Source organism: Paraburkholderia eburnea (assembly GCF_002917095.1).
GTDB classification, from domain to species: Bacteria; Pseudomonadota; Gammaproteobacteria; order Burkholderiales; family Burkholderiaceae; genus Paraburkholderia; species Paraburkholderia eburnea.
In genome coordinates this window covers 168,065-192,409 of the sequence record NZ_PQGA01000007.1, presented here as the reverse complement: position 1 = coordinate 192,409, position 24,345 = coordinate 168,065, and the positions used below count along the sequence as shown (strand labels likewise).

The 24,345-nt window shown below is 63.9% G+C and carries 18 protein-coding genes; 14 read left to right on the top strand and 4 right to left on the bottom strand.

The features are described 5' to 3' along the window. Positions 1-40: 40 nt before the first annotated feature. From B0G62_RS15610 to B0G62_RS15575, 8 genes are all read left to right on the top strand, one after another. Positions 41-1,888, top strand: coding sequence for a bifunctional 3-(3-hydroxy-phenyl)propionate/3-hydroxycinnamic acid hydroxylase (locus B0G62_RS15610; RefSeq protein ID WP_103705107.1), 1,848 nt, complete (start codon positions 41-43; stop codon positions 1,886-1,888). Between the two features lie 26 nt (positions 1,889-1,914). Then, a complete protein-coding gene (locus B0G62_RS15605; protein WP_103705106.1) occupies positions 1,915-2,862 on the top strand; it encodes a 3-carboxyethylcatechol 2,3-dioxygenase in 948 nt (315 codons plus the stop codon). Between the two features lie 33 nt (positions 2,863-2,895). Then, positions 2,896-3,684: a 2-keto-4-pentenoate hydratase gene (gene mhpD / locus B0G62_RS15600; RefSeq protein ID WP_103705105.1), complete on the top strand. Its 789-nt coding sequence runs from the start codon at positions 2,896-2,898 to the stop codon at positions 3,682-3,684. 13 nt (positions 3,685-3,697) lie between these two features. Beyond that, complete coding sequence (locus tag B0G62_RS15595) at positions 3,698-4,648, top strand: acetaldehyde dehydrogenase (acetylating) (protein WP_103705104.1); 951 nt, start codon at positions 3,698-3,700, stop codon at positions 4,646-4,648. 4 nt (positions 4,649-4,652) lie between these two features. Beyond that, positions 4,653-5,678: a 4-hydroxy-2-oxovalerate aldolase gene (gene dmpG, locus B0G62_RS15590; protein WP_103705103.1), complete on the top strand. Its 1,026-nt coding sequence runs from the start codon at positions 4,653-4,655 to the stop codon at positions 5,676-5,678. 115 nt (positions 5,679-5,793) lie between these two features. Next, positions 5,794-7,032, top strand: a complete 1,239-nt coding sequence (gene mhpT / locus B0G62_RS15585; RefSeq protein ID WP_103705102.1) for a 3-(3-hydroxy-phenyl)propionate transporter MhpT — start codon at positions 5,794-5,796, stop codon at positions 7,030-7,032. 82 nt (positions 7,033-7,114) lie between these two features. Continuing rightward, complete coding sequence (locus B0G62_RS15580; protein ID WP_103705101.1) at positions 7,115-7,999, top strand: alpha/beta fold hydrolase; 885 nt, start codon at positions 7,115-7,117, stop codon at positions 7,997-7,999. A gap of 176 nt (positions 8,000-8,175) precedes the next feature. Continuing rightward, positions 8,176-9,894, top strand: coding sequence for a dihydroxyacetone kinase family protein (locus B0G62_RS15575; protein ID WP_103705100.1), 1,719 nt, complete (start codon positions 8,176-8,178; stop codon positions 9,892-9,894). Positions 9,895-10,245: 351 nt separating this feature from the next. Here B0G62_RS15575 and B0G62_RS15570 read toward each other — a convergent pair whose 3' ends face one another. Together B0G62_RS15570 and B0G62_RS15565 are read right to left on the bottom strand one after the other, a co-directional pair. Beyond that, positions 10,246-12,921 (bottom strand): hypothetical protein, encoded by a 2,676-nt coding sequence (locus tag B0G62_RS15570; protein ID WP_146055303.1) that lies wholly within the window; start codon positions 12,919-12,921, stop codon positions 10,246-10,248. A 448-nt stretch (positions 12,922-13,369) separates the two neighbouring features. Then, a complete protein-coding gene (locus tag B0G62_RS15565) occupies positions 13,370-14,770 on the bottom strand; it encodes a GntP family permease (protein ID WP_103705098.1) in 1,401 nt (466 codons plus the stop codon). 288 nt (positions 14,771-15,058) lie between these two features. Here B0G62_RS15565 and B0G62_RS15560 point away from each other — a divergent pair, with 288 nt between their 5' ends. Further along, entirely contained in the window at positions 15,059-15,517 is a 459-nt protein-coding gene (locus B0G62_RS15560; protein ID WP_244193268.1) for a BON domain-containing protein, read from the top strand. A 106-nt stretch (positions 15,518-15,623) separates the two neighbouring features. Continuing rightward, positions 15,624-15,920: a hypothetical protein gene (locus tag B0G62_RS15555; protein ID WP_227473235.1), complete on the top strand. Its 297-nt coding sequence runs from the start codon at positions 15,624-15,626 to the stop codon at positions 15,918-15,920. 55 nt (positions 15,921-15,975) lie between these two features. Here B0G62_RS15555 and B0G62_RS15550 read toward each other — a convergent pair whose 3' ends face one another. Continuing rightward, positions 15,976-17,178, bottom strand: a complete 1,203-nt coding sequence (locus B0G62_RS15550) for a helix-turn-helix transcriptional regulator (protein ID WP_167401275.1) — start codon at positions 17,176-17,178, stop codon at positions 15,976-15,978. 416 nt (positions 17,179-17,594) lie between these two features. Between B0G62_RS15550 and B0G62_RS15545 the strand changes: the two genes are divergently transcribed. From B0G62_RS15545 to B0G62_RS15535, 3 genes are all read left to right on the top strand, one after another. After that, positions 17,595-17,822, top strand: a complete 228-nt coding sequence (locus tag B0G62_RS15545) for a hypothetical protein (protein WP_103705095.1) — start codon at positions 17,595-17,597, stop codon at positions 17,820-17,822. Between the two features lie 139 nt (positions 17,823-17,961). After that, the gene (locus B0G62_RS15540) at positions 17,962-18,261 is read left to right on the top strand and encodes an H-NS histone family protein (RefSeq protein ID WP_103705094.1); all 300 of its coding nucleotides are present in this window, start codon (positions 17,962-17,964) and stop codon (positions 18,259-18,261) included. Between the two features lie 568 nt (positions 18,262-18,829). After that, the gene (locus tag B0G62_RS15535) at positions 18,830-20,431 is read left to right on the top strand and encodes a peptide chain release factor 3 (protein ID WP_103705093.1); all 1,602 of its coding nucleotides are present in this window, start codon (positions 18,830-18,832) and stop codon (positions 20,429-20,431) included. A gap of 57 nt (positions 20,432-20,488) precedes the next feature. Here B0G62_RS15535 and B0G62_RS15530 read toward each other — a convergent pair whose 3' ends face one another. Further along, entirely contained in the window at positions 20,489-21,679 is a 1,191-nt protein-coding gene (locus tag B0G62_RS15530; RefSeq protein WP_103705092.1) for a GGDEF domain-containing protein, read from the bottom strand. 277 nt (positions 21,680-21,956) lie between these two features. On the opposite strand from B0G62_RS15530, the gene B0G62_RS15525 reads away from it, so the two are divergent. Beyond that, positions 21,957-24,317, top strand: coding sequence for a GNAT family N-acetyltransferase (locus B0G62_RS15525; RefSeq protein ID WP_103705091.1), 2,361 nt, complete (start codon positions 21,957-21,959; stop codon positions 24,315-24,317). Positions 24,318-24,345 lie beyond the last annotated feature (28 nt).

The window sequence follows — 24,345 nt, the reverse complement described above, 5'->3', positions numbered from 1 at the left end:
TGAGATCGCCCCGACCAAGGGCGACTGACACGGAGACACCATGAACACCCCTCCCGCAGCAGCGGACGCGGTCCGCTTGCGCCAGCGCGCTACCGATGTCGCCATCATCGGCGCAGGCCCCGTCGGCCTGATGATCGCCAACATCCTCGGTTTGCAGGGCGTGCGCGTCACGCTCATCGAAAAGCTCGAACAGATTATCGACTATCCGCGCGCAATTGGTTTGGATGACGAAGCATTGCGCGTGTTCCAGTCGATCGGTCTTGCCGATGCATTGTTGCCGCACACCACGCCCGACCACTGGATGCGCTTCGTTACGAAGGATGGCCATTGCTTTGCGTCCATCGAGCCGCGCACCGACGAATTCGGCTGGCCGCGCCGCAACGCCTTTATCCAGCCGCTAGCCGATCAAGTGCTCTATGAAGGGCTTGCGCGCTTCGAGCACGTCGAGGTGTTGCTGGGCACGAGCGTGGAGGGATTCACGCAGGACGCGCAGGGCGTGTCGATCGATGTGAGCGGCCCGGATGGCGAGCGCCGCACGATACGCGCGGCTTACATGGTGGGCGCGGACGGCGGCAACAGTTTCGTGCGCCGCGCGCTCAATGTGCCTTTCGAAGGCCGCACCAAGCCGAATCAATGGATCGTGGTGGACGTGCGCAACGATCCGATCGGCTCGCCGCATATCTACATGCACTGCGATCACGAGCGCCCGTATGTATCGGCAGCGCTGCCGCACGGCATTCGGCGCTTTGAATTCATGGTGATGCCCGGCGAGACCGAGGAAGAGCTTTCGAAACCCGAAAACATGGCCGCGCTGATCCGCAAGGTGGTCGCGGACCCGGACAAGGTCGATTACATCCGCAAGCGCGTCTATACGCACAACGCGCGGCTGGCCGAAACGTTTCGCGTCGAGCGCGTGCTGCTGGCGGGCGACGCCGCGCACATCATGCCGGTGTGGCAGGGCCAGGGCTACAACAGCGGTATTCGCGACGCCAACAATCTGGGCTGGAAGCTCGCGATGGTCGCGAAGGGCCTCGCCGATGGCTGCCTGCTCGATACCTATACCGTCGAGCGTCGCGCGCACGCGCGCTCGATGATTCATCTGTCCGAAGTCGCGGGCGATATTTTCGCGCCCAACACGCGGTTTGGCGCGCGCTTTCGCGATGCGTTCGTGAAGTCGATGAACGTGTTCCCCGCAGTGAAGCGCTATTTCGTCGAGATGCGTTTCAAGCCGATGCCGCGTTATGAAGCGGGCGTCGTGCTGCTGCCGCAACCCAAGCCGACGGGCGGCTGGCTCGCGCGCCGGCTCGAACGCGCGGGCGCTTCCGCGCCGGGCCGCCTGTTGGGCCTGATGAGCCAGAAGCGCGATTCGCTGCTCGGGCGCATGGCTTATGGGCGCGATCCGCTGGCGGCGTCGCCGGTGGGCCGCATGTTTATCCAGCCGCGCGTGCGCTTGAGCGATGGCCGCGTCGTGCGTCTTGATGATGCAATCGGCCTGGGCTTTGCGGTGCTGGCGTGGGGCGCGGACCCGACTTTTGGCCTGACGCCCCAGGCGCGTGCGCTGTGGGAGCAGTTGGGCGCGCGCTTTATCGTCGCCAAGCCGGACGTGCAGCTCGATTACGCCGATGACGTGCCCGAAGGCGTGCTCGCGCTCGGCGACGTGCAAGGCCGCTTGAAGGACTGGTTCAGCCGCTTGCCGCAATCGGTCGTGCTGCTGCGCCCGGACCGTTTCGTGGCGGGCGTATGCACGCCGCAGCAGGTTTCCGGCGCGATCGTCGAACTCGCCGGCAAACTCGGCATGACCGATATCGCCGTGCGCGAAATGGCCACGCAAGCGCGTCCCACGCGCGCAAGCGCCGCTGTCACCGTCGCGCACGCAGCATCAGCATAAGCAGGAGCCGTACCTTGAATTCCAGTATGCCGATCCACCTCGAATGTCTTTCGCACACGCCGCTGCACGGCTACTTCGATCCGCAGCCGGACGTAGTGGCCGAAGTCGAGCGTGTGGGCCGCGCCGCGCGCGAACGCGTCGAGGCATTCCAGCCCGATCTGATCGTTGCGTTCGCACCCGATCATTTCAATGGCTTCTTCTATGACGTGATGCCGCCGTTTTGCATCGGCGCGAAGGCGCAGGCGATCGGCGACTTCAAGAGCCTCGCGGGCACGCTGCCGGTGCCGGAAAACCTCGCTCACGCGCTCGCGGAAAGCGTGCTCGCCGCCGATATCGACGTGGCGCTGTCGTATCGCATGCAGGTCGATCACGGCTGCGCGCAGGCGCTCGAAGTGCTGACAGGCGGCCTGGATCGCTATCCGGTGATTCCGGTGTTCATCAACTCAGTGGCGCCGCCGATGGCGACGCTGCGCCGCGCGCGTCTGCTGGGCGATGCCATTGGGCGCTTCATGGCGAGCACGGGCAAGCGTGTGCTCGTGGTGGGTTCGGGCGGGATATCGCACGAACCGCCGGTGCCCGAGTTGATCGGCGCCGCGCCCGAGGTGGCCGAGCGTCTCATCGCGGGCCGCAATCCGTCCGCCGAATCGCGCGATGCGCGCCAGGCGCGCACGGTGGCCGCCGCGCAAGCGTTCACGAAGGGGGACAGTCACCTGCATCCGCTCAATCCCGAATGGGACCAGGCGTTTCTCGAACGGCTGGCGTCGGGCGAATTGACCGCCGTGGATGGCATGACCAATGCCGCGATCACGCGCGACGGCGGTAAATCGGCGCATGAAATTCGTACGTGGGTGGCTGCATTCGGCGCGCTCGCGGCGTATGGACCGTATCGCGCGTCGCTGGATTATTACCGCGCGATTCCCGAGTGGATCGCCGGCTTCGCCACCATGCATGCAACGCCCGCGCACGCGGCCTGAATTGTCCTGTTCGTGTCGTAAGAGGAGAACGTTATGACCGATCCGAAACTCATCGCGGCACTGGCCGCGCGTCTGCGCGATGCCGAGGCCTCGCGCGCCGTGATCGAGCCGGTGCGCGGCCAGATCGCCATCGACGACATTGCCACGGCCTATGCCGTGCAGCAAGCCAACGTCGATCTGCGCGTGCGCAACGGCGAGCGCATCGTGGGCCGCAAGATCGGCTTGACGTCGCTCGCGGTCCAGCAGCAACTGGGCGTCGATCAGCCCGATTTCGGCGCGCTGTTCGCGTCGATGGCCTATGGCGACGGCGAACCGATTCCGCTTTCGCAACTGATCCAGCCGAAAGTGGAAGCCGAAATCGCGCTCGTGCTCGAACGCGATCTCACGCATGAGAAGCACACCTTCGTCGATATCCTGCGCGCGAGTGCGTATGCACTGGCAGCCATCGAAATCGTCGATAGCCGTATTCAGAACTGGGATATCCGCTTCGTCGATACGGTGGCCGACAACGCATCGAGCGCGCGTTTCGTGGTGGGCAGCCGCCCGGTGCCGCTTTCGCAGATCGACTTGGCCGCCTGCGCGATGACGCTTTCGCGTGATAACAACGTGCTTTCGCGCGGCAATGGCGCCGCGTGTCTCGGCAATCCGCTCAACGCGGCCGTGTGGCTCGCTGACCGCATGGTGCAGCTCAGCACGCCGCTGCGCGCCGGCGACGTGGTACTCACGGGCGCGCTCGGACCCATGGCCGCCGTGAAGGCACCCGGCACCTATACCGCGCAGATCGACGGCCTCGGCAGCGTTCGCGCGACTTTTACCGCCTGAAACAGGGACTCAAATGGCTTCCGAAAAACTCAAGGCCGCGATCATCGGCTCCGGCAATATCGGCACGGACCTGATGATCAAGATCATGCGCCACAGCCAGCATCTGGAAATGGCGGCGATGGTGGGCATCGATCCCAACTCCGATGGCCTCGCGCGCGCGGCGCGTCTGGGCGTGGCGACCACGCATGAAGGCGTGGAAGGGCTCACGCGCCTGCCCGTGTTCGATGAGATCGATTTCGTGTTCGACGCTACGTCCGCAGGCGCGCATGTGAAGAACGATGCGTTGCTGCGCAAGCTGAAGCCGTCGATTCGTGTGATCGATCTGACGCCTGCCGCGATTGGGCCGTATTGCGTGCCGGTCGTGAATCTCGACGCGCATATCAACGCGCCCAACGTGAATATGGTCACGTGCGGCGGCCAGGCGACGATTCCTGTTGTCGCGGCGGTGTCGCGCGTGGCGAAGGTGCATTACGCGGAAATCGTCGCGTCGATCAGCAGTAAATCGGCGGGGCCGGGCACGCGCGCCAATATCGACGAATTCACGGAGACCACTTCGAAAGCGATCGAAGCCGTGGGCGGCGCGGCGAAGGGTAAAGCCATCATCGTGCTGAATCCGGCTGAGCCGCCGGTGATGATGCGCGACACGGTTTATACGCTTTCCGCACTGGCCGATCGCGACGCCGTGGAGCGTTCGATCGAAGAGACGGTGGCGAAAGTGAATGCGTATGTGCCGGGCTATCGCCTCAAGCAAAAAGTGCAATTCGATGAAATTCCCGCGAGCGCGCCTTTGCATATTCCGGGACTTGGCCAATTCAGCGGCCTGAAAACGTCGGTGTTTCTCGAAGTGGAGGGCGCCGCCCATTATCTGCCCGCGTATGCAGGCAATCTCGACATCATGACTTCCGCCGCGCTCGCCACCGCCGAGCGCATGGCGCAGACGCTCTTGAGCGTGCAAGGAGCGTAAAGCGATGAGCAAAAAACTCTATATCTCCGACGTCACGCTGCGCGACGGCAGCCACGCGATTCGTCATCAATATTCGATTCAGAACGTGCAGGACATCGCGCGTGCGCTGGATCAAGCGAAAGTCGATTCGATCGAAGTCGCGCACGGCGACGGCCTGCAAGGTTCGAGCTTCAATTACGGCTTTGGCGCGCATACCGATCTTGAATGGATCGAGGCGGTCGCGGACGTCGTGAAGCACGCGAAGATCGCGACGCTGCTGCTGCCCGGCATCGGCACGATTCACGATCTCAAGACCGCTTACGATGCGGGCGCGCGCGTCGTGCGCGTCGCGACGCATTGCACGGAAGCGGATATTTCGAAGCAGCACATCGAATATGCGCGTGAGCTTGGCATGGATACGGTCGGCTTCCTGATGATGAGCCACATGACCACGCCCGAGAATCTGGCGGTCCAGGCGAAGAAGATGGAAGACTACGGCGCGACCTGCATTTATGTGGTCGATTCGGGTGGCGCGTTGACGATGAACGACGTGCGCGACCGGTTTCGCGCCGTCAAACAGGTGCTCAAGTCGGAAACGCAAACCGGCATGCACGCGCACCACAACCTCTCGCTGGGCGTGGCGAATTCGATCGTCGCGGTGGAAGAAGGTTGCGACCGCATCGATGCGTCGCTTGCGGGCATGGGCGCGGGTGCGGGTAATGCGCCGCTCGAAGTGTTCATTGCCGCGGCGGAGCGCCTGGGCTGGAATCACGGCACCGATCTCTACACGCTGATGGACGCCGCTGACGATATCGTGCGCCCCTTGCAGGATCGACCGGTGCGCGTGGATCGCGAAACGCTGGCGCTCGGTTATGCGGGTGTTTATTCGAGCTTCCTGCGCCACTCCGAAGTCGCCGCAAAGAAATACGGCCTTAAAACCGTGGATATTCTGGTCGAACTGGGCAAGCGCCGCATGGTGGGCGGCCAGGAAGACATGATTGTGGACGTCGCGCTCGATCTGAAGCAGCGCATTGAAGCGGGTTCGCAGTAAAAACGCACGCCGCGCGTCGCACGAAGCGATTCGCGGCGTTGCTACGTAGTACGGGCAATACGGACGATTAGCCGCCGGCAAGAGCGGCTGACAACCTACATCGGAGACTTTTTAAATGACGTCACGAAGCAGCGGTGCTGGAGGAAGCAGCAAAGCGACGATTGGACTTTGCCTCGCTATTGCGTTGCTCGAAGGGTTGGACCTGCAATCGGCGGGCGTGGCCGGCCCGCGCATGGCGAAGGAGTTTTCGCTCGCCGTGGCGCAGATGGGTTGGGCGTTCAGCGCGGGCGCCATCGGCCTGTTGCCGGGCGCGGCGCTGGGCGGGCGTCTTGCCGATCGCTTCGGGCGCAAGCGCGTGCTGATGGCGTCGGTCACGCTGTTCGGCCTGTTTTCGCTCGCGACCACGCTGGTCTGGAGCTTCGAAAGCCTGCTGCTCGCGCGTCTGTTGACGGGCCTGGGGCTGGGCGCGGCGATGCCCAATCTCATCGCGCTGTGCTCGGAAGCCGCGGACCCGCGGCAGCGCAGCACGGCGGTGGGCGCCATGTATTGCGGCATGCCGTTCGGCGCGGCCATTGCGGCGTTGATCGGCATACTGGGCGCGAGTCCGACGAGCTGGCGCGATGTGTTTTACGTCGGCGGCCTCGGGCCAATCGTGATGGTGCCGCTGCTCGGCGTGTTTCTGCGCGAGTCGCATCAGTTCGTGGCGGCGCGCGCCGCGCAAGCGTCGCGTGAAAGCGTGCCAGGCGTGAGCGAAGCCCTGTGGCGTCATGGCCGCGCGCGCACCACGCTCGCGCTGTGGATCAGCTACCTCGGCACGCTGATCGTGCTGTATTTCCTGATGAACTGGCTGCCTTCGATGGTGCTCTCGCGCGGCCTCACGCGCGTGCAGTCGAACATCGTGCTGATGATGTTCAACATCGGCGGCGGCATCGGGGCCGTTGCGATCGCAACGATCATGGATCGTCTCGGGCGACGCCGCACGGTGATCGGCATGTACGCGGGCATTGCGCTGGCGCTTGCCGCGCTCGCGAGCGCGGGCGGCGCGGTGTCGATGGCGTGCGGCGGCCTGCTGTGCGGTCTCTTCCTCGTCGGCGGCCAGTCGGCGCTCTACGCGCTCGCGGGTCACGCCTATCCCACCGAAGTGCGCGGCACCGGCGTGGGCGCGGCGGTGGCGGTGGGGCGGCTCGGCTCGATTCTCGGGCCGCTGGTGGCGGGGCAATTGTTCGCGCTGGGACAGAGCCCCTCGATGCTGGTCGCGTCGAGCATTCCGCTGTGCGTGATCGCGGCGCTCGCCGCGTTGACGGTGGTGGGCGGCTTCGCGCGGCGTGGCGCAACCGGCGCACAAGGCGTTTGAGGTTTTTTTGGCGGAGCAGGCAAGCGCCTGCTTCATGAAGGATTAGCGGGCTTATTGGCAGATTGACTGCAAGGACATCATCATGACTGCGACGGCACACACGATCACGGAAGCCTCCACGAGCCAGTTCGCTCGCGTGAAAGACGGCGAACTCGAACTGCAGATTCACTACAACGATACGGGCGCGGGCGCGGCCCATGCAAACGGCGAAACCGTCGTGATGCTGCACGGCTCGGGGCCGGGCGCGAGCGGCTGGGCCAACTTCAACCGCAATGTCGAGCCGCTCGTTGCGGCGGGCTATCGCGTGATCCTGATGGATTGCCCGGGCTGGAGCAAGAGCGATCCGATCGTCTGCACGACGTCGCGTTCCGAATTGAATGGCCGTGTGCTCAAGGGGCTGCTCGATGTGCTCGACATCGAGCGCGTGCATATCCTCGGCAACTCGATGGGCGGGCATAGCGCGGTGGCGTTCGCGCTCGCCAATCCGCAGCGTGTCGGCAAGCTTGTGCTGATGGGCGGCGGCACCGGCGGCCCGAGCAGCTTCGCGCCGATGCCTACCGAAGGCATCAAGCTGCTACAAGGGCTTTACCGCGAGCCCAGCATCGATAACCTCAAGCGCATGATGAACGTGTTCGTTTATGACGCGAGCGCGCTGACCGACGAACTCATGCAGGCGCGGCTCGACAATATGCTTGCGCGTCGCGATCACCTTGAGAACTTCGTGAAGAGCCTCGCGGCGAATCCGAAGCAATTCACCGATTACGGTCCGCGCCTTGGCGAGATCGCCGCACCCGCGCTTGTGATCTGGGGGCGCGACGATCGCTTCGTGCCGATGGATATCGGTCTGCGTCTGCTCGCGGGCATGCAGAACGCGCAATTGCACGTGTTCAACCGTTGCGGCCACTGGGCGCAGTGGGAACATGCGGATGCGTTCAATCGGATGGTGCTGGATTTCCTGCGTCATTGAGGCGGTTTTGAGGTCGTAACGGCGCGCGTGAGTGAGCGGTAGCTGAGCAGCAAGTGAGCGCCACCGCGCGCCGCCAGGGGCGAGCGGCGTACACTGGGCGCAGCCACTGGCGCGCAATGACACCGCATGTGTGCGCTTGATGGCCGGCATGTCCAACCGTATTCATCGGGAACGTCATGAAGAAACTGGTCAATCAACCGTCCGACGTCGTGCGCGAAATGCTCGAAGGCATTGCGCTGCAAGCCCCTCATATCGTCATCCTGGGCGATGAAAACGTGCTCGTGCGCCGCGATATTCCCGAGCCGAAAGCGCGTGCGGTAGCGCTGATCTCGGGCGGCGGCAGTGGCCACGAACCGGCGCACGGCGGCTACGTGGGCGCGGGCATGTTGAGCGCGGCCGTGTGCGGCGAAGTATTCACCTCGCCGCCGACCGACGCCGTGCTTGCGGCGATCCGCGCGACGGCGGGACCCCGGGGCGCGCTCCTGATCGTCAAGAACTACACGGGCGACCGCCTCAACTTCGGTCTTGCCGCTGAACTCGCGCGCGCCGAAGGCATCCCGGTCGAAGTCGTGACCGTGGCCGACGACGTCGCGCTACGCGCTCACGCCGAAAAGCATCAGCGGCGCGGTATCGCGGGGACCGTGCTGATCCACAAGACCGCGGGCGCGGCGGCCGCACGCGGCGCGGCGCTCGACGTGGTGGCGGCGACGGCGCGCGATGCGGCGGCGAACCTGGGCACGATGGGCGTGGCGCTCGACGGCTGCACGCTGCCGGGCGTGGCGCAATCGAGCTTCACGCTCGCCGACGACGAGATCGAACTCGGCCTCGGGATTCACGGTGAAAAAGGCGTGGAGCGCAGCGCGCCTCTGCCCGCCGACGCGCTGACCGAAGCGCTGCTCGTGAATATTCTCGAAGACCTCGCCATCAAACGCGGCGAGCGCGTGGTGCTGCTCGTCAACGGTCTGGGCGCAACGCCGCAGATGGAACTCGATATCGTGCTGCGCGCGGCTTATGCCAGCCTGCGGCGTCGTGAGGTGCGTGTCGAGCGCGCGTGGGTGGGGACGCTGCTATCGGCGCTCAATATGCCGGGTTGTTCGATTTCGCTGATGCGTGTCGACGACAGCAGGCTCGCGCTGCTCGACGCGGCGACCGAAGCCCACGCATGGCCAGGCAAAGGCCGCATCAATCCGACCATCCGTCTGGAGGTGGTGTCTCATGCTGTTCATGAGGATTCCATAGCAAAGCCGTTGGATGCTTCGCGCGCCGCGTGGGCGGCTCGGGCCAAAGCTGCCTTGGATGCGGTTGCGCAGGCGTTGGTGCAGAACGAGGCGCGCTTGACTGAGCTTGATGCGCTGGCGGGCGACGGCGATCTCGGCGCGAGCATGCATCGTGCCGCCGATGCGGCTGCCGCGCTGCCGGTGGACGCGCTTGGCGCTGCGCCGCAAGCGCTGGGCGCATTGGGCGCGAGTTTGCGTCGCGCCATCGCGGGAAGTTCGGGGCCGTTCTACGCCACGGCGCTACTGCGCGCTTCGCGGGTGCTCGCCGATACGCCCGAGCCGACCCCGCAGCAATGGGCGCGCGCATGGCGCGCGGCGATCGAGGCGATCAGCGAACTGGGCGGCGCGAAGGCTGGCGATCGCACGATGCTCGACGCGTTGACACCGGCGGTCGAGGCGTTCGAAGATGCGCTGAAGAAGGGGCAGGCGGTGCAGCAGGCGTGGGGTGCCGCCGTTTTGGCGGCCGAACAGGGCGCGCAGGCCACGGCGCATATGCATCCGCGTGCGGGGCGCGCGAGCTATCTGGGCAAGCGCGCGATTGGGGCGCCCGATGGCGGCGCGGTGGCGGTGGCGTGCTGGTTGGGGGCGCTTACGCCGCATGTGGCGGGAAAGCCGTGAGCGTAGCGGCTTGCTGAAACAACTTAAGTTTGACATTGTCGGGGCGGGATGTTTGGCATTTTTCTTAAGTTTTGGGCCCCGATTCCTAACATAGAGCCAATCCGCGCAACGGGAAGTCTGGCGCATTTCCGATTTCGGGCACTGACTTTGGCGGGAATTTGGAAGTCAGGCGGCGCTCTATAGGGACGTTCCACCCGAAGAGGCGCCTGCGTACCTACCGCTCTCCCCCTGAAGCCCGCATGTGGCTTCGAACGAGCGACCAAGGTGCTGTTGGCATGCACTCAGTCTTCACTTTATCTCGCCAAGTTGCCTGGCGAGGTGGCGTGCTCTGAGCGCAGCAAAACTCGGCGATCATGGGTGTTCATCTTCTGGCGACTGCGACGGGCGGGGATGGTCAGGGCCCAGATCTCCAAGCGCGTCACTGATACGGTGACCAAAGCCCATGTCGCCCTTGTTTAAGACCGTTCCCCAGAGAGCATAACTGATCGCCGAGCGAGGCAATCTCCATGGGCGATCGTAGACTCTAGGCGCAAGCCGCCCTTCGCGAAGCCACTCTAGGCGCTGGCCTGTCCGCTTGATAAGCATGTCGGCGGCGCGCTGGCCGCCAACGCGATACTTGGCTTTGTAGTCACTTGCCGACATCGCGCCGAGGTACGTCAGATAAAATGCCTGAGAGATGGGAACTTCGTTCGCAAGTATGCGTACGAGGTCCGCTACCTCTTCGGTGTTTTCTGGCGCGGGCCAACTGCGCTCATCTGAAAGATGGCAGATATATTCGGTTAACTCCCCACGCGCAAGCTCAAGCGCGATGGGTTCGACGTCGCGCCGCCAGAACTCGGGGATTTTTCCGTTGATATTTCGAAGCTCTTCGACAAGTTCGCCTGCAACCGGAGATAGGCGCCAGTGGATGCTACCAAGGTACCAGCCGTCAATTTTTCCGTTGGAAACTGAGAAAGCGTCGACGCTGCTGTTCGGATCAGCAGCGAGAAGGCCGACTTCAATCAGGTCGAAAATGCCACGTCGGCAGCTATTTGCAGGTGAAAAACTGACATCGGATTTGTCGAACGGCGGCAGCCGGTCGTCTCCTGGTTCTGCTTTCGCACAACGGAATAAAGCGAGCAGCGCGATTGCCCCGCGCAGCGAGACTTCCTCTAACTTGACGGGGGTGCTTCGGAGCGTTGGCTGGTTAGCGAGTTCGGTGCGAACGATTTCTCGCTTTTCCCCTTCGTGGTCACGGCAACGCTCTTTGGCTTGACTGACCTGGTCGAGAAGACGTTGCTTCTTCTCCGCGTCCGTGTCAGGGTACTGAATGGCGAATTTCTCCAGTTCCAAGAGGCGCAGAGCGTCTTCGTGCGATTTGCATAAGATCAAGGAGTTGTAAATCGCCCCAAAATTTTCGGGTTCCTTCTTCAAAGTGCGGGCGTACGCGGTCTTGGCTTGTTCGCTATGTTTTGTCGTGTGAGCCCAAAACCCGAAGCGGAACTGGACGCTGGGCCGGTCGTCGCCCTCGGAAGCTGTCCTCAACAATTGGTAGATCTCTGCGCCTAATTCTTTATCCGCCAACGCTTGTATCAATTCCTCAGTCCGATCGTAAGCCAACTCTGGCGCGGGGAGGTAAGTTTGCAACTGCTTCTCGGCTGCCTTCGCAAAGGAGCGAAGTGCCGTCTTGTTCCGACTGGCAGCAGCCAGTTTAAGCCCGCCGTGGCTGAAATTAAGACCAGCCTCACATACGAGCCATTCGGAAGTCATCCAGTCGCGACCGACCGTTGACCAACTGGGGCGTTGCCGATGCGACACAATCGCGGCATGAAGCGAGAGCAGGGCGCCGTTGAAGTCCGATTCGTAACCGGCGATGCTCCCGAGCGCATGCGAAAGGCTTTCCCACCACGCCGCCGGTTGATCTTCTTCAAGAAGGTCCATCCCATTGGTGACAAACGCTGCGCGAAAGTAGACTGCCTCACGTTCGCCAACGTGATTCGTCAGCAGTTCCTTCCACGGCTGTAGATCCGGGAACGGCCAAGGGTCGCCATAGGTATCCCAATCAGCTCCGAATACAGGATTCGGGTCATCCGAAAGTTGTCCGCTTGCCAAGTCAATCTTTGAGTCACATGCCTCAAGTGCCGACAGGTAGATTGTCGCGAGGTTGGGAACTCGATTTGTCGCTAAGCGGCAAGCCACCGCCAAGGCGACTCGCACAGCCGTCACGCGATCTTCTGCGTGGAGCTTGGTGTCAACGATCAACGCATCGAAGTCGGCAAACGCTTGCGAATGATTGTTGTTTGCCGAGATTTCGCACATCGCAAGCCGGACCGTGAAAAGCAGATGTTGATTCGGCTCTTCACTGCCTAACTCACGTTTTTGAACCTCCTCCAACAGCGAAAGCGCTTCATCGAGTTCATTTGTCGCGTACGCCACTATGGCTTGCTGCCATACATGCCGCGAGATCCGCACCCCGGGTCGGCTCTCTCGAAGAAGTGCGAGCTGTTCGGCCGGTGTGCCGCCATTTCGTTGAATCTCAACGTGCAGGGCTAGGCGCAATTCGTCGCTGTCGGGGTGAAGCGAGAAGAGCCGTTTGATATCACGATATCGTTGGTCTGTATCGTCTGCGTCAGCTGGCCACCAGTCTCGCGTCCTGGCAGTGGCAGTAATCATTGGAACGCTGTCGCCCGCAATCGCATACCGCAGGTGCGGCCAAACGGCCTCTCTCTGCGCCTGCCTCTCCTTATAATCAGACACATGGCGGATCATCTGACACAATAATCCAATGCCATCCGGCTCAAGGTCTTCGATGAGTGCAGTAAGGCGTGTTCTTGCATCATCGGCGCGGCCGAGCATCATTTCGCAGTATGACGCCTTCGTTGCAATACGGGGCACATCCATGTCGAGCCCATAGTAGCCCGACAAAGCATCTTCGTATTGTTGGCTTAGCAGGCAGGCGTCGGCACTACATTCAATGCCGCCTTCGGGATCTGGTTGCGCGTGCTTTTCCAGCAAGCCGGAAAGTGTGACGAGGCGATTTGAGTCCATGAATTTGACGTCTTAGGTTTCCCACAGCTAATGAAAAATCAGGCAAAGAAACGGACAATTCGTCAATGCCCTGAAGCGAAAAGTTAAGCAACGTCCGCTAAACAATGGCGACGTTGTGGCAGCGAGCAAGACGATGTTTCGCCGTGCTTGCTGCCCTTGGCATCGAGATTTCAAACGGCTAGCCACCGTGGCGGGAGAGGGATTCCGCCACGGTGATGAGAGCCGAATGAAGCCATTCACCTGAGGCGTCGTTCGACTCTGTCAACTTGCTCAACGCATTCAAACTCGTTGCGCCGAACGCCCGCAAAAGTTGTAACCGAGGCTGGCCGGAAAATCTGGCGATGTAGCGGGTGTTGTCACATTTCGTGGGCGGATTTGACAACATAGTTTGTCCGACAATGACAAACTTTTGTTGTTCCAGAACGGCTCACGGCCCCACCCACCGACCTCAAACCAACCCGGTCGTATAAAAAACCGCAATCACAAAAAACACCGCCAACGTCTTGATCACCGTGACAGCAAAAATGTCGCGGTAAGACTCGCGGTGCGTCAGTCCGGTCACAGCCAGCAGCGTAATCACCGCGCCGTTATGCGGCAGCGTATCCATGCCGCCGCTGGCCATGGCCACCACGCGATGCAGCACGTCGAGCGGAATATGCGCGGCTTGCGCGCCCTTGATGAACGTATCGGACATTGCAGCCAGCGCGATACTCATGCCGCCCGATGCCGATCCCGTAATCCCGGCAAGCGCGCTCACCGAAACCGCGGCATTCACCAGCGGATTCGGAATTGCCTTGAGCGCGTTGCTCACCACGATAAAACCGGGCAGCGCCGCGATCACGCCGCCGAAGCCATATTCCGAAGCCGTATTGAGCGATGCCAGCAGCGCGCCCGCGACAGCGGTCTTCGTGCCTGTGGCGAAGCGCTCCTTCACACGCGAGAACGCAGTGATCACCACGAACACGATGCCGAGCAGCAACGCGCCCTCGACCGACCAGATCGCCACGACCTGTTTGACCGTGGTGGTCACGGGCGTGTGGATGCCGGGCAGCACGTCGGGCGTGACGGTGTAGGTGTCGCCGTACCACTGCGGAATCCAGCGCGTGAGGAAGAAGTTCGCCACGCCCACCAGCACGAGCGGCGTGATGGCCAGCAGCGGATTGGGCAGATGATCGGTCTTGACGTGCTCGGGTTCGTTCACGAGCGAGGTGCCGTAGCCTTCGCCCTTCGCCATCGCGCTGCGGCGGCGCCATTCGAGGTAGGTGAGGCCCACGACGATGATGAAGAGCGAGCCGATCACGCCGAGCACGGGCGCGGCCCAGGCGGTGGTCTTGAAGAAGGTCGTCGGGATGATGTTCTGGATTTGCGGCGTGCCGGGCAGCGAATCCATCGTGAACGAGAACGCGCCGAGCGCGATCGCGCCGGGCATCAGGCGCTTGGGGATGTCGCTCTGGCGATAGAGTTCGGCGGCGAACGGATAGACCGCGAACACCACCACGAACAGCGAAACGCCGCCGTAAGTCAGCAACGCACACACGGCCACGATCACGGCATTGGCCCGCGAGCTGCCGATATAGCGGATCGCGGCGGCGACGATCGCTTCAGAGAAGCCCGATAGTTCGATGACCTTGCCAAACACGGCGCCGAGCAGGAACACGGGGAAGTAGAGCTTGACGAAGCCCACCATCTTTTCCATGAAAATGCCGGAAAAAACGGGCGCGACGGCGGCGGGATCGGTGAGCAGGACGGCGGCGAGCGCCGCCACGGGAGCGAACAGAATCACGCTGTAGCCGCGATAGGCGGCAAGCATGAGAAACGCTAGAGCGGCTAGAACGATGATGAACGACATGGAGTCTCCTGCTTGGGGCGTGTTGCACTTCGTCGATGCACTTATGAATTGCGCCTTCTTTTTGTACTGCGTGGCCCACGTTCGACCTATGGTGCGCCGCAGCGATTGTACCGAAAGGTTCAGGAATGCTCGCTATTGCGGCGCGCGCGGTGCGGTCCTATCTTGACGGGATCGGCATTCGGGGAGGCTGCCATGCGCAAACACAGGGCGGTGCGGGGCCGAATGGCGCGGACGTGTCGTGCCGTGACGCTCGGCGTGGCGATTTTTGTGACGTTTTCCGCCGTGGCGATGGCGCAGTCGACGACCGTCGACCCGAACGAAATCCGCAACTGGTACAACGACCCGTTTTTCGCGCTGTCGAGCGCGCCGGGCGCGTGTGCGCAACCGCTCGGCCCGCGCATGACGAAGGCCGAAGCCGACGATGACGCTCACTACCGCGTCGAGCGCGGCACGACCTGCTGGCTCGCGCACCAGTGCTCGAAGCCGAATTCCTATCTCTACGATGCCGACATCGCCCAGGCGATCCGCACGCAGTTCAAGGACGATGCGAGTCTCGCCGGTACGAGTCTGTGGATCACGGTGCAACGGCGCTTTGTTTATGCGGAGGGGTGTGCTGGCGCGCAATTCGACCGCGCGGCGCTGGAGCGGCGGCTGAGCGCTATCGCCGATGTCGAGCAGGTGTTCGTGCGCGTGAGCGTCGACCCGCACGCGCCGCCGCCTTACAAAACGCTGCCGCCGTCGCGCTGAAGACATCGGCTGCAGAGGGCGCCAATGCTGGCCGCATGGCGCTCAGGCGTCACGCGGCGTGGCACAATCGCAACGTCGAAAAACTAGAACGCCCCCGGGGTACTCCATGACTCGTTTTGCTTCGCTGCCGTCTACCGTGTCTTCCTGGTCTTCTCTTCGCAGGCTGCCGTTCGCGGCGGGTGCCTGCGCATTGCTCGCGGCGCTGTCCGCTTGCAGCAGCGGTCCGCCGCTGTTCCTCTCCGATGGCCGTCCCACGATCCAGGTGCAGTGCCCGGCGGCCGGCGACCGCGATTCGTGCGTGCAGCAGGCGCGTGTGCGCTGCGCGGAGGCGGGTTATGACACCGTCGACACGACGACGACCGGCGATACCTTCACGCTCGTGTTCGCCTGCAAGGGGAAATAAGGCCGAATCTGGCCGAAAATCGATCGCCGCGATGGCCCGCTGCTTCGGTGGAGCGTCAATGACTGTCCGTGCCGGGCTGACCGCGCGCCGGCAGGTTCATCAGCAGGCGCAGCAGGTCGGGCTGCCGTCGCGTGGCGGTTTTCAGATAGATCGACTGTAGTTGCTTGCGCACCGTGTCGTACTGAACGCTCACGCGCGCGGCAATTTCCTTGGGCGTGAAGCCGTCCACCAGCAGATGCACGATCCGGCATTCGGCGGGCGTGAGGTCGAAGGCCGTCGCCAGCACCCGCTCGTCGACCGCCGGGGCCGAACGTGGATGGTAGAAGGTTAGCGCCGCCATGGCGCGCAGATCGGCCGTCGAGGCGTCGCCCGGCGTCACCACGTTGTAGAACGCGTAGAGCACTTCCGCAGCGGCGGGCAACGATGCCCCGGATTCGTCGCCCGCGCTCTCCTGGCGCCTCGCGCCATCCGCCGCGCTCACGATGCGCAGCGCCCGCAGACGCGCCGCCGCGGCCCGCGCGCCGTTCACGCGATTTCTCAGGCGCGCCTCGCTGATCGCCACATCCTCCAGAAAACGCGCCTGATGCGGCGCCGCGAGGGCGATGCGCTTGCCGCGCACGCGCACGAGCGAGGTCGCGCGCAGCAGGCGCTGCGCGGGCTCGTTGCTGTGCAGGATTTCGCCGATCGCGCTCACCAGCATCGCGGGCGGGCGTGCCTGCCCGGCGAGCGCATCGGCGTCGGGCAGCAGGCGGCGCAGGCTCAGTCGCATCGCGCGGATGAGGTGGGGCGTCAGACGTTCGAGCAGTGCGCGCAAGGGCTCGGGAAGCGGGCCGTCGGTTTCCTTGCGGCGGCACGCGATCATGGCCGTGAGCGTGCCGCTATCGAGTAGCTTGCAGAGCGAGACGAAGCGGCTGCCGCCCGCGAGCACATAGGGTTCGAACACCGCCTGGCCCTGGCTGTGCCCCGTGTCGCTGCAGCAATAGAGCCATTTGCCGGGCGCACAGGCGCGCAGCCATTCGAGGCGGGCGTCGTCGCGATACAGGGCGGGAATGAATTCGAGCGGTTCGGTTTCCATCAGGGTGAAACCGTCGGTCCATGAAAACAGTTCGCGCTGGCGGTCGAACGCACTTAGCTGGATCGAGGCGGCGCCGAGCGCCTCGCGCAATTGGGCGCAAAAATCCTTCCAGGCCGCGGGTCGTTCGAGCGTGGCGTAAATGCCGTGCAACAGGCAGTCGTATTCCGATTCGTTCGTTTTCACGCCGGCCCCGTTATTCAACTCACCGCGAAGCATCGGCCGCATCAAAAATGCGTGGCGCATATTCCTTGCACAACTGTGGAATATACAGCGATGTTAGCGGCCGTTAATCTTCGATTTGTCTGATGACTGATTATCGTCAGGTTGGACGAGCAGCCGCTTGCTTTCCGTGCGGTAGACAACGGATCGTCCGTCACGCTGGTTCTAGTCTCGATTGAGGCGAGTGAGGAAAATCGCCTCGTCAGAGAGCTTGCAGAGAAAAAAAGGCGGTGAAATTACGCCAATGAACCGGGCGCCGGTCTGCAAGCCGGCGGAATAGATCAATGCGCGAATTAATCGTTTTTCATCATGCGGCATTGAATGCGCCGACGCCATTTGAATGGCGTCTTTCAGAAGCTGGATGAATCCGGGGGACAGGAATGAATCATCATCAACTCGAAAAGGATATTGAGCATCTCGAGCAGGTCGTTGCAAGACTGTCAGGCGCCGACCGCATTCCCCTTTCTTACTGGCGTGGCCGCGTCGCCGCGGTTTCGGGCGCCGATCTCGTGCCCTCGCAACTGCAGCGCGTCAAGCGCCTCGCGGAAGCGCTATGCGCCCTGGAGCGGCGCGTGAAGGGATGTCCTGCTCGCGAAACCACCCGGTAGCGAACCCGTTACGCTGGATTTCGCGTGTAAAAAATCGCAATAATTTGACCGGAATGAGCGAAAAAGACGCGCAATTTGCCACTATCGCGCGCGAGAAGAGCCACAATAGCGACCTGTGCCCTTCTGGAGATCTCTACTCATGCCGAGCTACAAGCAACTGACCGCACAACTCGAAAAGCTGCACAAGGAAGTTGCGGCGGCACGCGAAAGGGAAGTCGCGCAGGCGATCGCCGACATCAAGGAAAAGATCGCGGAATACGAAATCACGGCGGAAGAGCTTGGCTTCACGAGTGCGGCCGCAGTGTCCGCGCGCAAGAAGACGCCGCTGCCGGCGCGCTTTGTGAATCCCAAGACCGGCGAAACCTGGAGCGGCCGTGGCCGCGCTCCGGCGTGGCTCGCGGGCGTGAAGAATCGCGACCGATTTCTCATCAAGGAATGAGAGCGTCGCGCAGCTTCCCGTAAGTCCTCACCTTTAAGCGGCGCGCGACGGTTCCGGTGCGCCGCCGCCAGCCTGATACCGCGCTATCGCCGCGCCAGGCTGTTTCACGCGGTAGCGGCCATTCCTCTCGCAGGCCGAGCGCAAGTCCATGACGCAAAACGTTTTCTTGTGAGCGTTGCCGTCCTGCGCGATCCCGGCGTGACCCACGCGGTGGAAAATTCAGGCAGCATACGGCTGTTGCAGCTTCCAGCATCCGGCCCTGCAGTGCCTGCCTCCCGTAAAAGCTCACCATAAGCGCTCCATCGGCGCGCGCCGCTTCTCGCGCCTGCGTAGCGAACTCTTAGTCGTGGGCGGTAATGCCGTGTATCATTCGTCCCCGGCGCCTTCCTGCCGCGGACGTCGGTCGCGTTTTTCAGATCGATCGTGCTATTCGCCTCGAAGGCCGCGACGCGCAGGCCGCCCGCCTGCCGCGCCGCAGCCGGTCTGCCGCCGCCGATGCGCCGGCCACATCCGCAACCCCCGCCGCGCGGCCGGTTGCCCGAATTTATCCGTGATACCCGCTCCATCCATGTCAGTTGCCGAACTCAGACGCCGCCGCACGTTCGCGGTCATTTCTCACCCGGACGCGGGTAAGACCACGCTCACCGAAAAGCTGCTGCTGTTCTCGGGCGCGATCCAGATCGCCGGTACCGTGAAGGGCAAGAAGAGCGGCCGCTTCGCGACCTCCGACTGGATGGAGATCGAAAAGCAGCGCGGCATTTCGGTCGCCAGCTCGGTCATGCAGTTCGAGTATGGCGACGCCGTCATCAATCTGCTCGACACCCCGGGCCACGAGGACTTCTCGGAAGACACCTATCGGGTGCTGACGGCCGTGGACGCGGCCGTGATGGTGATCGACGGCGCGAACGGCGTGGAAGCGCAGACGCTCAAGCTGCTCGAAGTCTGCCGCAGCCGCAAGACGCCCATTCTTACGTTCATCAACAAGCTCGACCGCGAAGTGCGCGAGCCGCTCGATCTGCTCGACGAAATCGAGCAGCATCTGGGCGTGGCGGCGGTGCCGTTCACCTGGCCGATCGGCATGGGCAAGGAATTCCAGGGCGTCTACGACATCCAGCGCGATCAGGTGCGCGTGTTCCGCGCGGGTCAGCACTCGCTCGACGGCGAGGTCGAAACGCTGCAGAACATCAGCGACGCCGATGGCGAAGCGCGCTTCGGCTATCACTGGAAGCGCACCAAGGAAGAGGTCGAGCTGATCACGGGCGCGACGCCCACCTTCGATCGCGACGCCTTCCTCGCGGGCGAGCAGTCGCCGGTGCTGTTTGGATCGGCAATCAACAACTTCGGCGTGAAGGAAATTCTGGACGCGCTGGTCGATCTCGCGCCGCCGCCGTCGCCGCGCATGGCCGTGCAGCGCGCCGTCTCGCCCGACGAAGCCAGATTCACGGGTGTCGTGTTCAAGGTGCAGGCCAACATGGACCTCGCGCACCGCGACCGCGTGGCGTTCATCCGCGTGTGCTCGGGCCATTTCGAGCGCGGCATGCAACTGAAGGTCACGCGCAACAACAAGACCTTCCGCGCCAATAACGTGGTGAGCTTCCTGTCGCAGCGCCGCGAAACCGTCGCCGAGGCCTATCCTGGCGACATCATCGGTATTCCTAACCATGGCACGCTGAGTCTGGGCGACACGCTCACCGAAGGCGAAGACCTGCAATTCACGGGTCTGCCGTTCTTCGCGCCGGAAATCTTCCAGACCGTCGAAGTGGTCGATCCGATGCGCGCGAAGCAACTGGGCGAAGCGCTCAAGCAACTCGGCGAGGAAGGCGCGATCCAGGTGTTCCGCCCGATCCACGGCGGCGCGACGATTCTGGGCGCGGTCGGCCAGCTTCAGTTCGAAGTGGTGTCGCACCGTCTGTCGGCCGAATACAAGGTGGCCGTGCGCCTGATGCCCGCGCGCTATCGCCTCTCGCGCTGGGTGACCTGCGACGATCCGGTCGAGCTGCGCCGCTTCACCGATTCGTACGAGGCCCGCATGGCCTACGACGCGTCGAATGCGCCCACCTATCTGGCTTCGCACGTCTCCGAAATCGACGTCGCGCAGAAGGCCTGGCCGAAGATCGTCTTCAACGAACTGCGCGAGCATTCGGGCGCGCCGTTCCGCAAGTCGATTTAAGCGCGGGTATTCGCTGGATGTAAAAAGGGCCGCGGGTTTGATTCCCGCGGCCCTTTTTTATGCGTGCGTGGTTTGCGCGCCGTTGCCGGCGCGCTCCAGCCGGTTGCCGCCCAGCGACTTCGCGCTGTAGAGCGCCTTGTCGGCGGCGGCGAGCAGATCGGTGAGCGTCGTGGCGTCGCCGTCCTTGCACGCGAGGCCAATGCTGAGCGTCGTGCGCATGCCGATGCCGATACCGTCGATGCCGAGCGCCGCCGTCTGCTCGAAACGCCGTACGATCAGCTCACCCACCGCCTGGGCGGGCGCGCTTTCCAGCCCCGGCAGCAAGGCGGCGAATTCCTCGCCGCCGATGCGCGCGAGCAGCGCGCGTGGCCCGAGCGGCCCAAGCGCGCCGCGCGCGATCGCCGAAAACGATTTCAGGACTTCGTCGCCCGTCTTATGGCCGTAGCGGTCGTTGATCGCCTTGAAGTGGTCGAGGTCGAACGCCAGCAGCGAGATCGGCTCATGTTTGCCCGCGCGGCCGAGAATGCGCACGCCTTCTTCGAAGAACCAGCGGCGGTTGCCCAGACGCGTCAGATAGTCCGTTTGGGACTCCTGCAAAAGCTGACTGTGGGTTTCCTCGCGCACGAGCCGCAGCAGGGTCATCGGCAGGACGACGGAATACAGCACGCCTTCGTACAGGGTGATCTTGCTGACCATCGGCAGGATGGAGTCGCCGTAGCGCGCCGCCAGCCACGGCAGCACGGCCGCGCGAAACGCGTAGAGCGCCGCGTGCGCGCCCGTCACCAGCACCGCGATATTGCGCGCGTGGCCCCATTGACGGCCCTCGCCGCGCAGTAGCTCGCGCGCGGCCATCGCAGCCGTCAGTGAAATGGGGATCGCGGTGAGATACATCCACATGATCTCTAGCCAGCGCGCGCCCGAAATGATCCAGGCAAGCGCCTGCACGAGCAGGATGAGCGCGGAAGCAAGACGATAGCGCCGCCCGTTCATGGCCGCGAGGCCATGGGCGATCAGCAGATAGCCGCACAGCATGACCATATTGCTGAGCGCGGAGCCCCATGCGCCGGGCAACTCCCGACGCCAGATCACCGCCGCGCAGCCGACGGCGAGCGTGGCGTAACCGGCTGCGAGTATTTTCAGTTCCTTGCTGCGCGCCGGGTGCGTGCGATGTTCCCAGAGGGTCATCGCGGAGCTGGCGAGAAGGGTTCCGATCGCGAGGAAATATAGGGTGAGAAGATCGACGTGCATCGCGGGCGTATAAGCGCTACGCCGTTATATCGCGGCGGCCGGGGCATTTTACGATGAAATATTGAAATCATAATGATCGTGTCGGAAGGCCGCGAATTTGCAACAGAGGCACTGCGGCACGTCCTTGACCGCGACGCCATGCCGCCGTCGCGCGAGGCCCGGCTGGCGGCGATATCCACGCATTCGCGGGCCGATTCGCCTATCCTCATCGTCACGACGGGCGGCGGTCATCGGCGACCATAGCGCGCCCGCGCATTCAAAAAAGCGAGGAGGGGCAGTGACCGTACGCAATCTCGACGCGATATTCCAGCCGAAGTCCGTGGCCGTGATCGGCGCTTCGCAACGCGAGGGCAGCATCGGCCAGATGGTCTGGCAGCGCCTGATCGAAGGCGGATTTGCCGGGCCGCTATGGGCCGTTAATCCGCGTCATGCTGGCGAGGCCGCCGGTTTCGACGGCCATCCCGTGGTGGCCGATGCGGGCGATCTGCCCGAGGCGCCCAGCGTCGCGCTGATCTGCACGCGCCCGTCGAGCTGGCCCGCGCTCGTGCACCGGCTGGGCGGCATGGGCACGCGCGCGGCCATCATCGTGGGCGAGGTGCGCAGCGAGGAAGACCGCGCCGATCTGCGTCACGCCCTGGCGGCGGCGCGCCCGCATCTGTTGCGCATACTCGGTCCGGGTAGCCTCGGCGCGCTCACGCCCGCGCTCAACGCGCAACTGGGCGCGGCCGCGACGGTGGCGCGCAAGGGCGGCGTGGCGTGGGTCTCGCAGTCGAACGCGCTCACCAATGCCGTGCTGCGCTGGGCCGATGCGCGCGGTCTCGGCTTCTCGCATGCGGTTGCGCTGGGCGACGAGGCCGATATCGACGTGGGCGATGTGCTCGACTATCTCGCGAGCGATCCGTCGACGCGCGCGATCCTGCTCGAAGTCGACAGCATCCGCGCGGCGCGCAAGTTCATGTCGGCGGCGCGCGCGGCGGCGCGCAACAAGCCCGTGCTCGCGCTGCGCAGCGGGCGCAACGAGCCGGGCGACGCGCTGTACACGGCGGCGTTCCGGCGCGCGGGCCTCGTACGCGTCGATACCCTTGACGATCTGCTCGACGAAATCGAAACCCTGGGCGTGGGCCGTGTGGCCGCAAGCGACACCGCCACGCTCATCACGAGCGACCACGGCGTGGCGACGCTCGCGCGCGACGCCTTCACCAAGGCCGGCGACACGCTCGCGCAATGGAGCGACGAAACCCGCGCGGCCGTGGAGGCGGCGCTGCCGCACGCGCAGGCGGGCAATCCGCTCGTGCTGGGCGATATGGCGAAGCCGGAGCATTTCGGCCTGGCGTTGCAGACGCTGGCCTCGCAGCGTTCGAGCGGCACGGCGTTCGTCGTGCATGCGCCTACCCACAGCGCGCCGGTGAACGCGGTGGCGCGCACCCTGATCGAGCATCAGCGCTTTGCGTATCGCGGGATGCTCGCGTGCTTTTTCGGCGGCGTGGACGACGCCACGCGCGACGCGCTGCACGCGCACGGCATCCCCGTGCATACGACGCCGCGTCGTCTCGCGCGGGCGTTCGCGCGCCTGGTCGATTACCGGCTGGGGCGCCAGTTGCTGATGCAGACACCCGAAAGCCTGCCCGCGCAAGGCACGGCGGCGATCGAGGCCGCCCAGGGCATCGCGCACGCGGCGCTGGCGGCGGGGCGCGACATGCTGGAAGGCGACGAGGCGGCACGCCTCTTTGCCGCGTTCGGGCTGGAGACGGTGGAGGAACCCGCGCCACCGGACACCATCGTGGATGTGGGCGTGGAATTTCGCGACGACGACAACTTCGGCCCGGTATTTCGCTTCGCCGCGCCGTCGCCGGATGGTTTTTCGCCGCCGCTGCGCGTGTACAGCCTGCCGCCGCTCAATCCGGTGCTCTCGCGCGACATCATCGAGCAGTCGCCTTACGCGCGGCGCGTGGCGCCCGAGCCGGCGCTGCGCGCGCTCACGGAGCTGTCCCAGACGGTGTGCGAGGTGCGCGAGATCGTTGGCTTGCAACTGACGCTGCGCGTGCGGCCGGGGGGCGTCGTGCTGGCCGCGCCGCGCATCCGCCTCGCCGAAAAGCGCAGCCGCTTCGCGATCATGCCGTACCCGCGCCGCCTGGAGGAAACCATCGACTGGCATGGCGAACGCCTGACGATCCGGCCGATCCGGCCCGAGGACGAAGACATGCACCGCGCCTTCGTCGAATCGATGACGCCCGATGACCTGCGTTTGCGGTTTTTCTCGGCGGTGCGCAGCTTCGATCACTCGCAGCTCGCGCGCATGACGCAGATCGACTATGACCGGGAGATGGCGCTCATCGCGAGCGTGGCGGGCGAGGACGGCAAGCCGCGCACGCTCGGTGTCGCGCGCGCGGTGTCCGACCCGGACAACGAGACCGCCGAATTCGCCGTGGCGATCCTGTCCACGCTGAAGGGGCGTGGCCTTGGCCGCTTGCTGATGGATCGCATCATCGCCTACGCGCGCTCGCGCGGCACGCACTGGCTGATTGGCGAGGCGCTGCGCGAGAATGCGCCGATGATCGGTCTCGCGCGGGCGATGGGCTTCACGGTGACGCCGACGGATGATCCGGGCGTGGTGGGGTTCAGGATGCCGCTCGACTGAGCGGCGATCCGAGGGGTTTCAAGTGCAG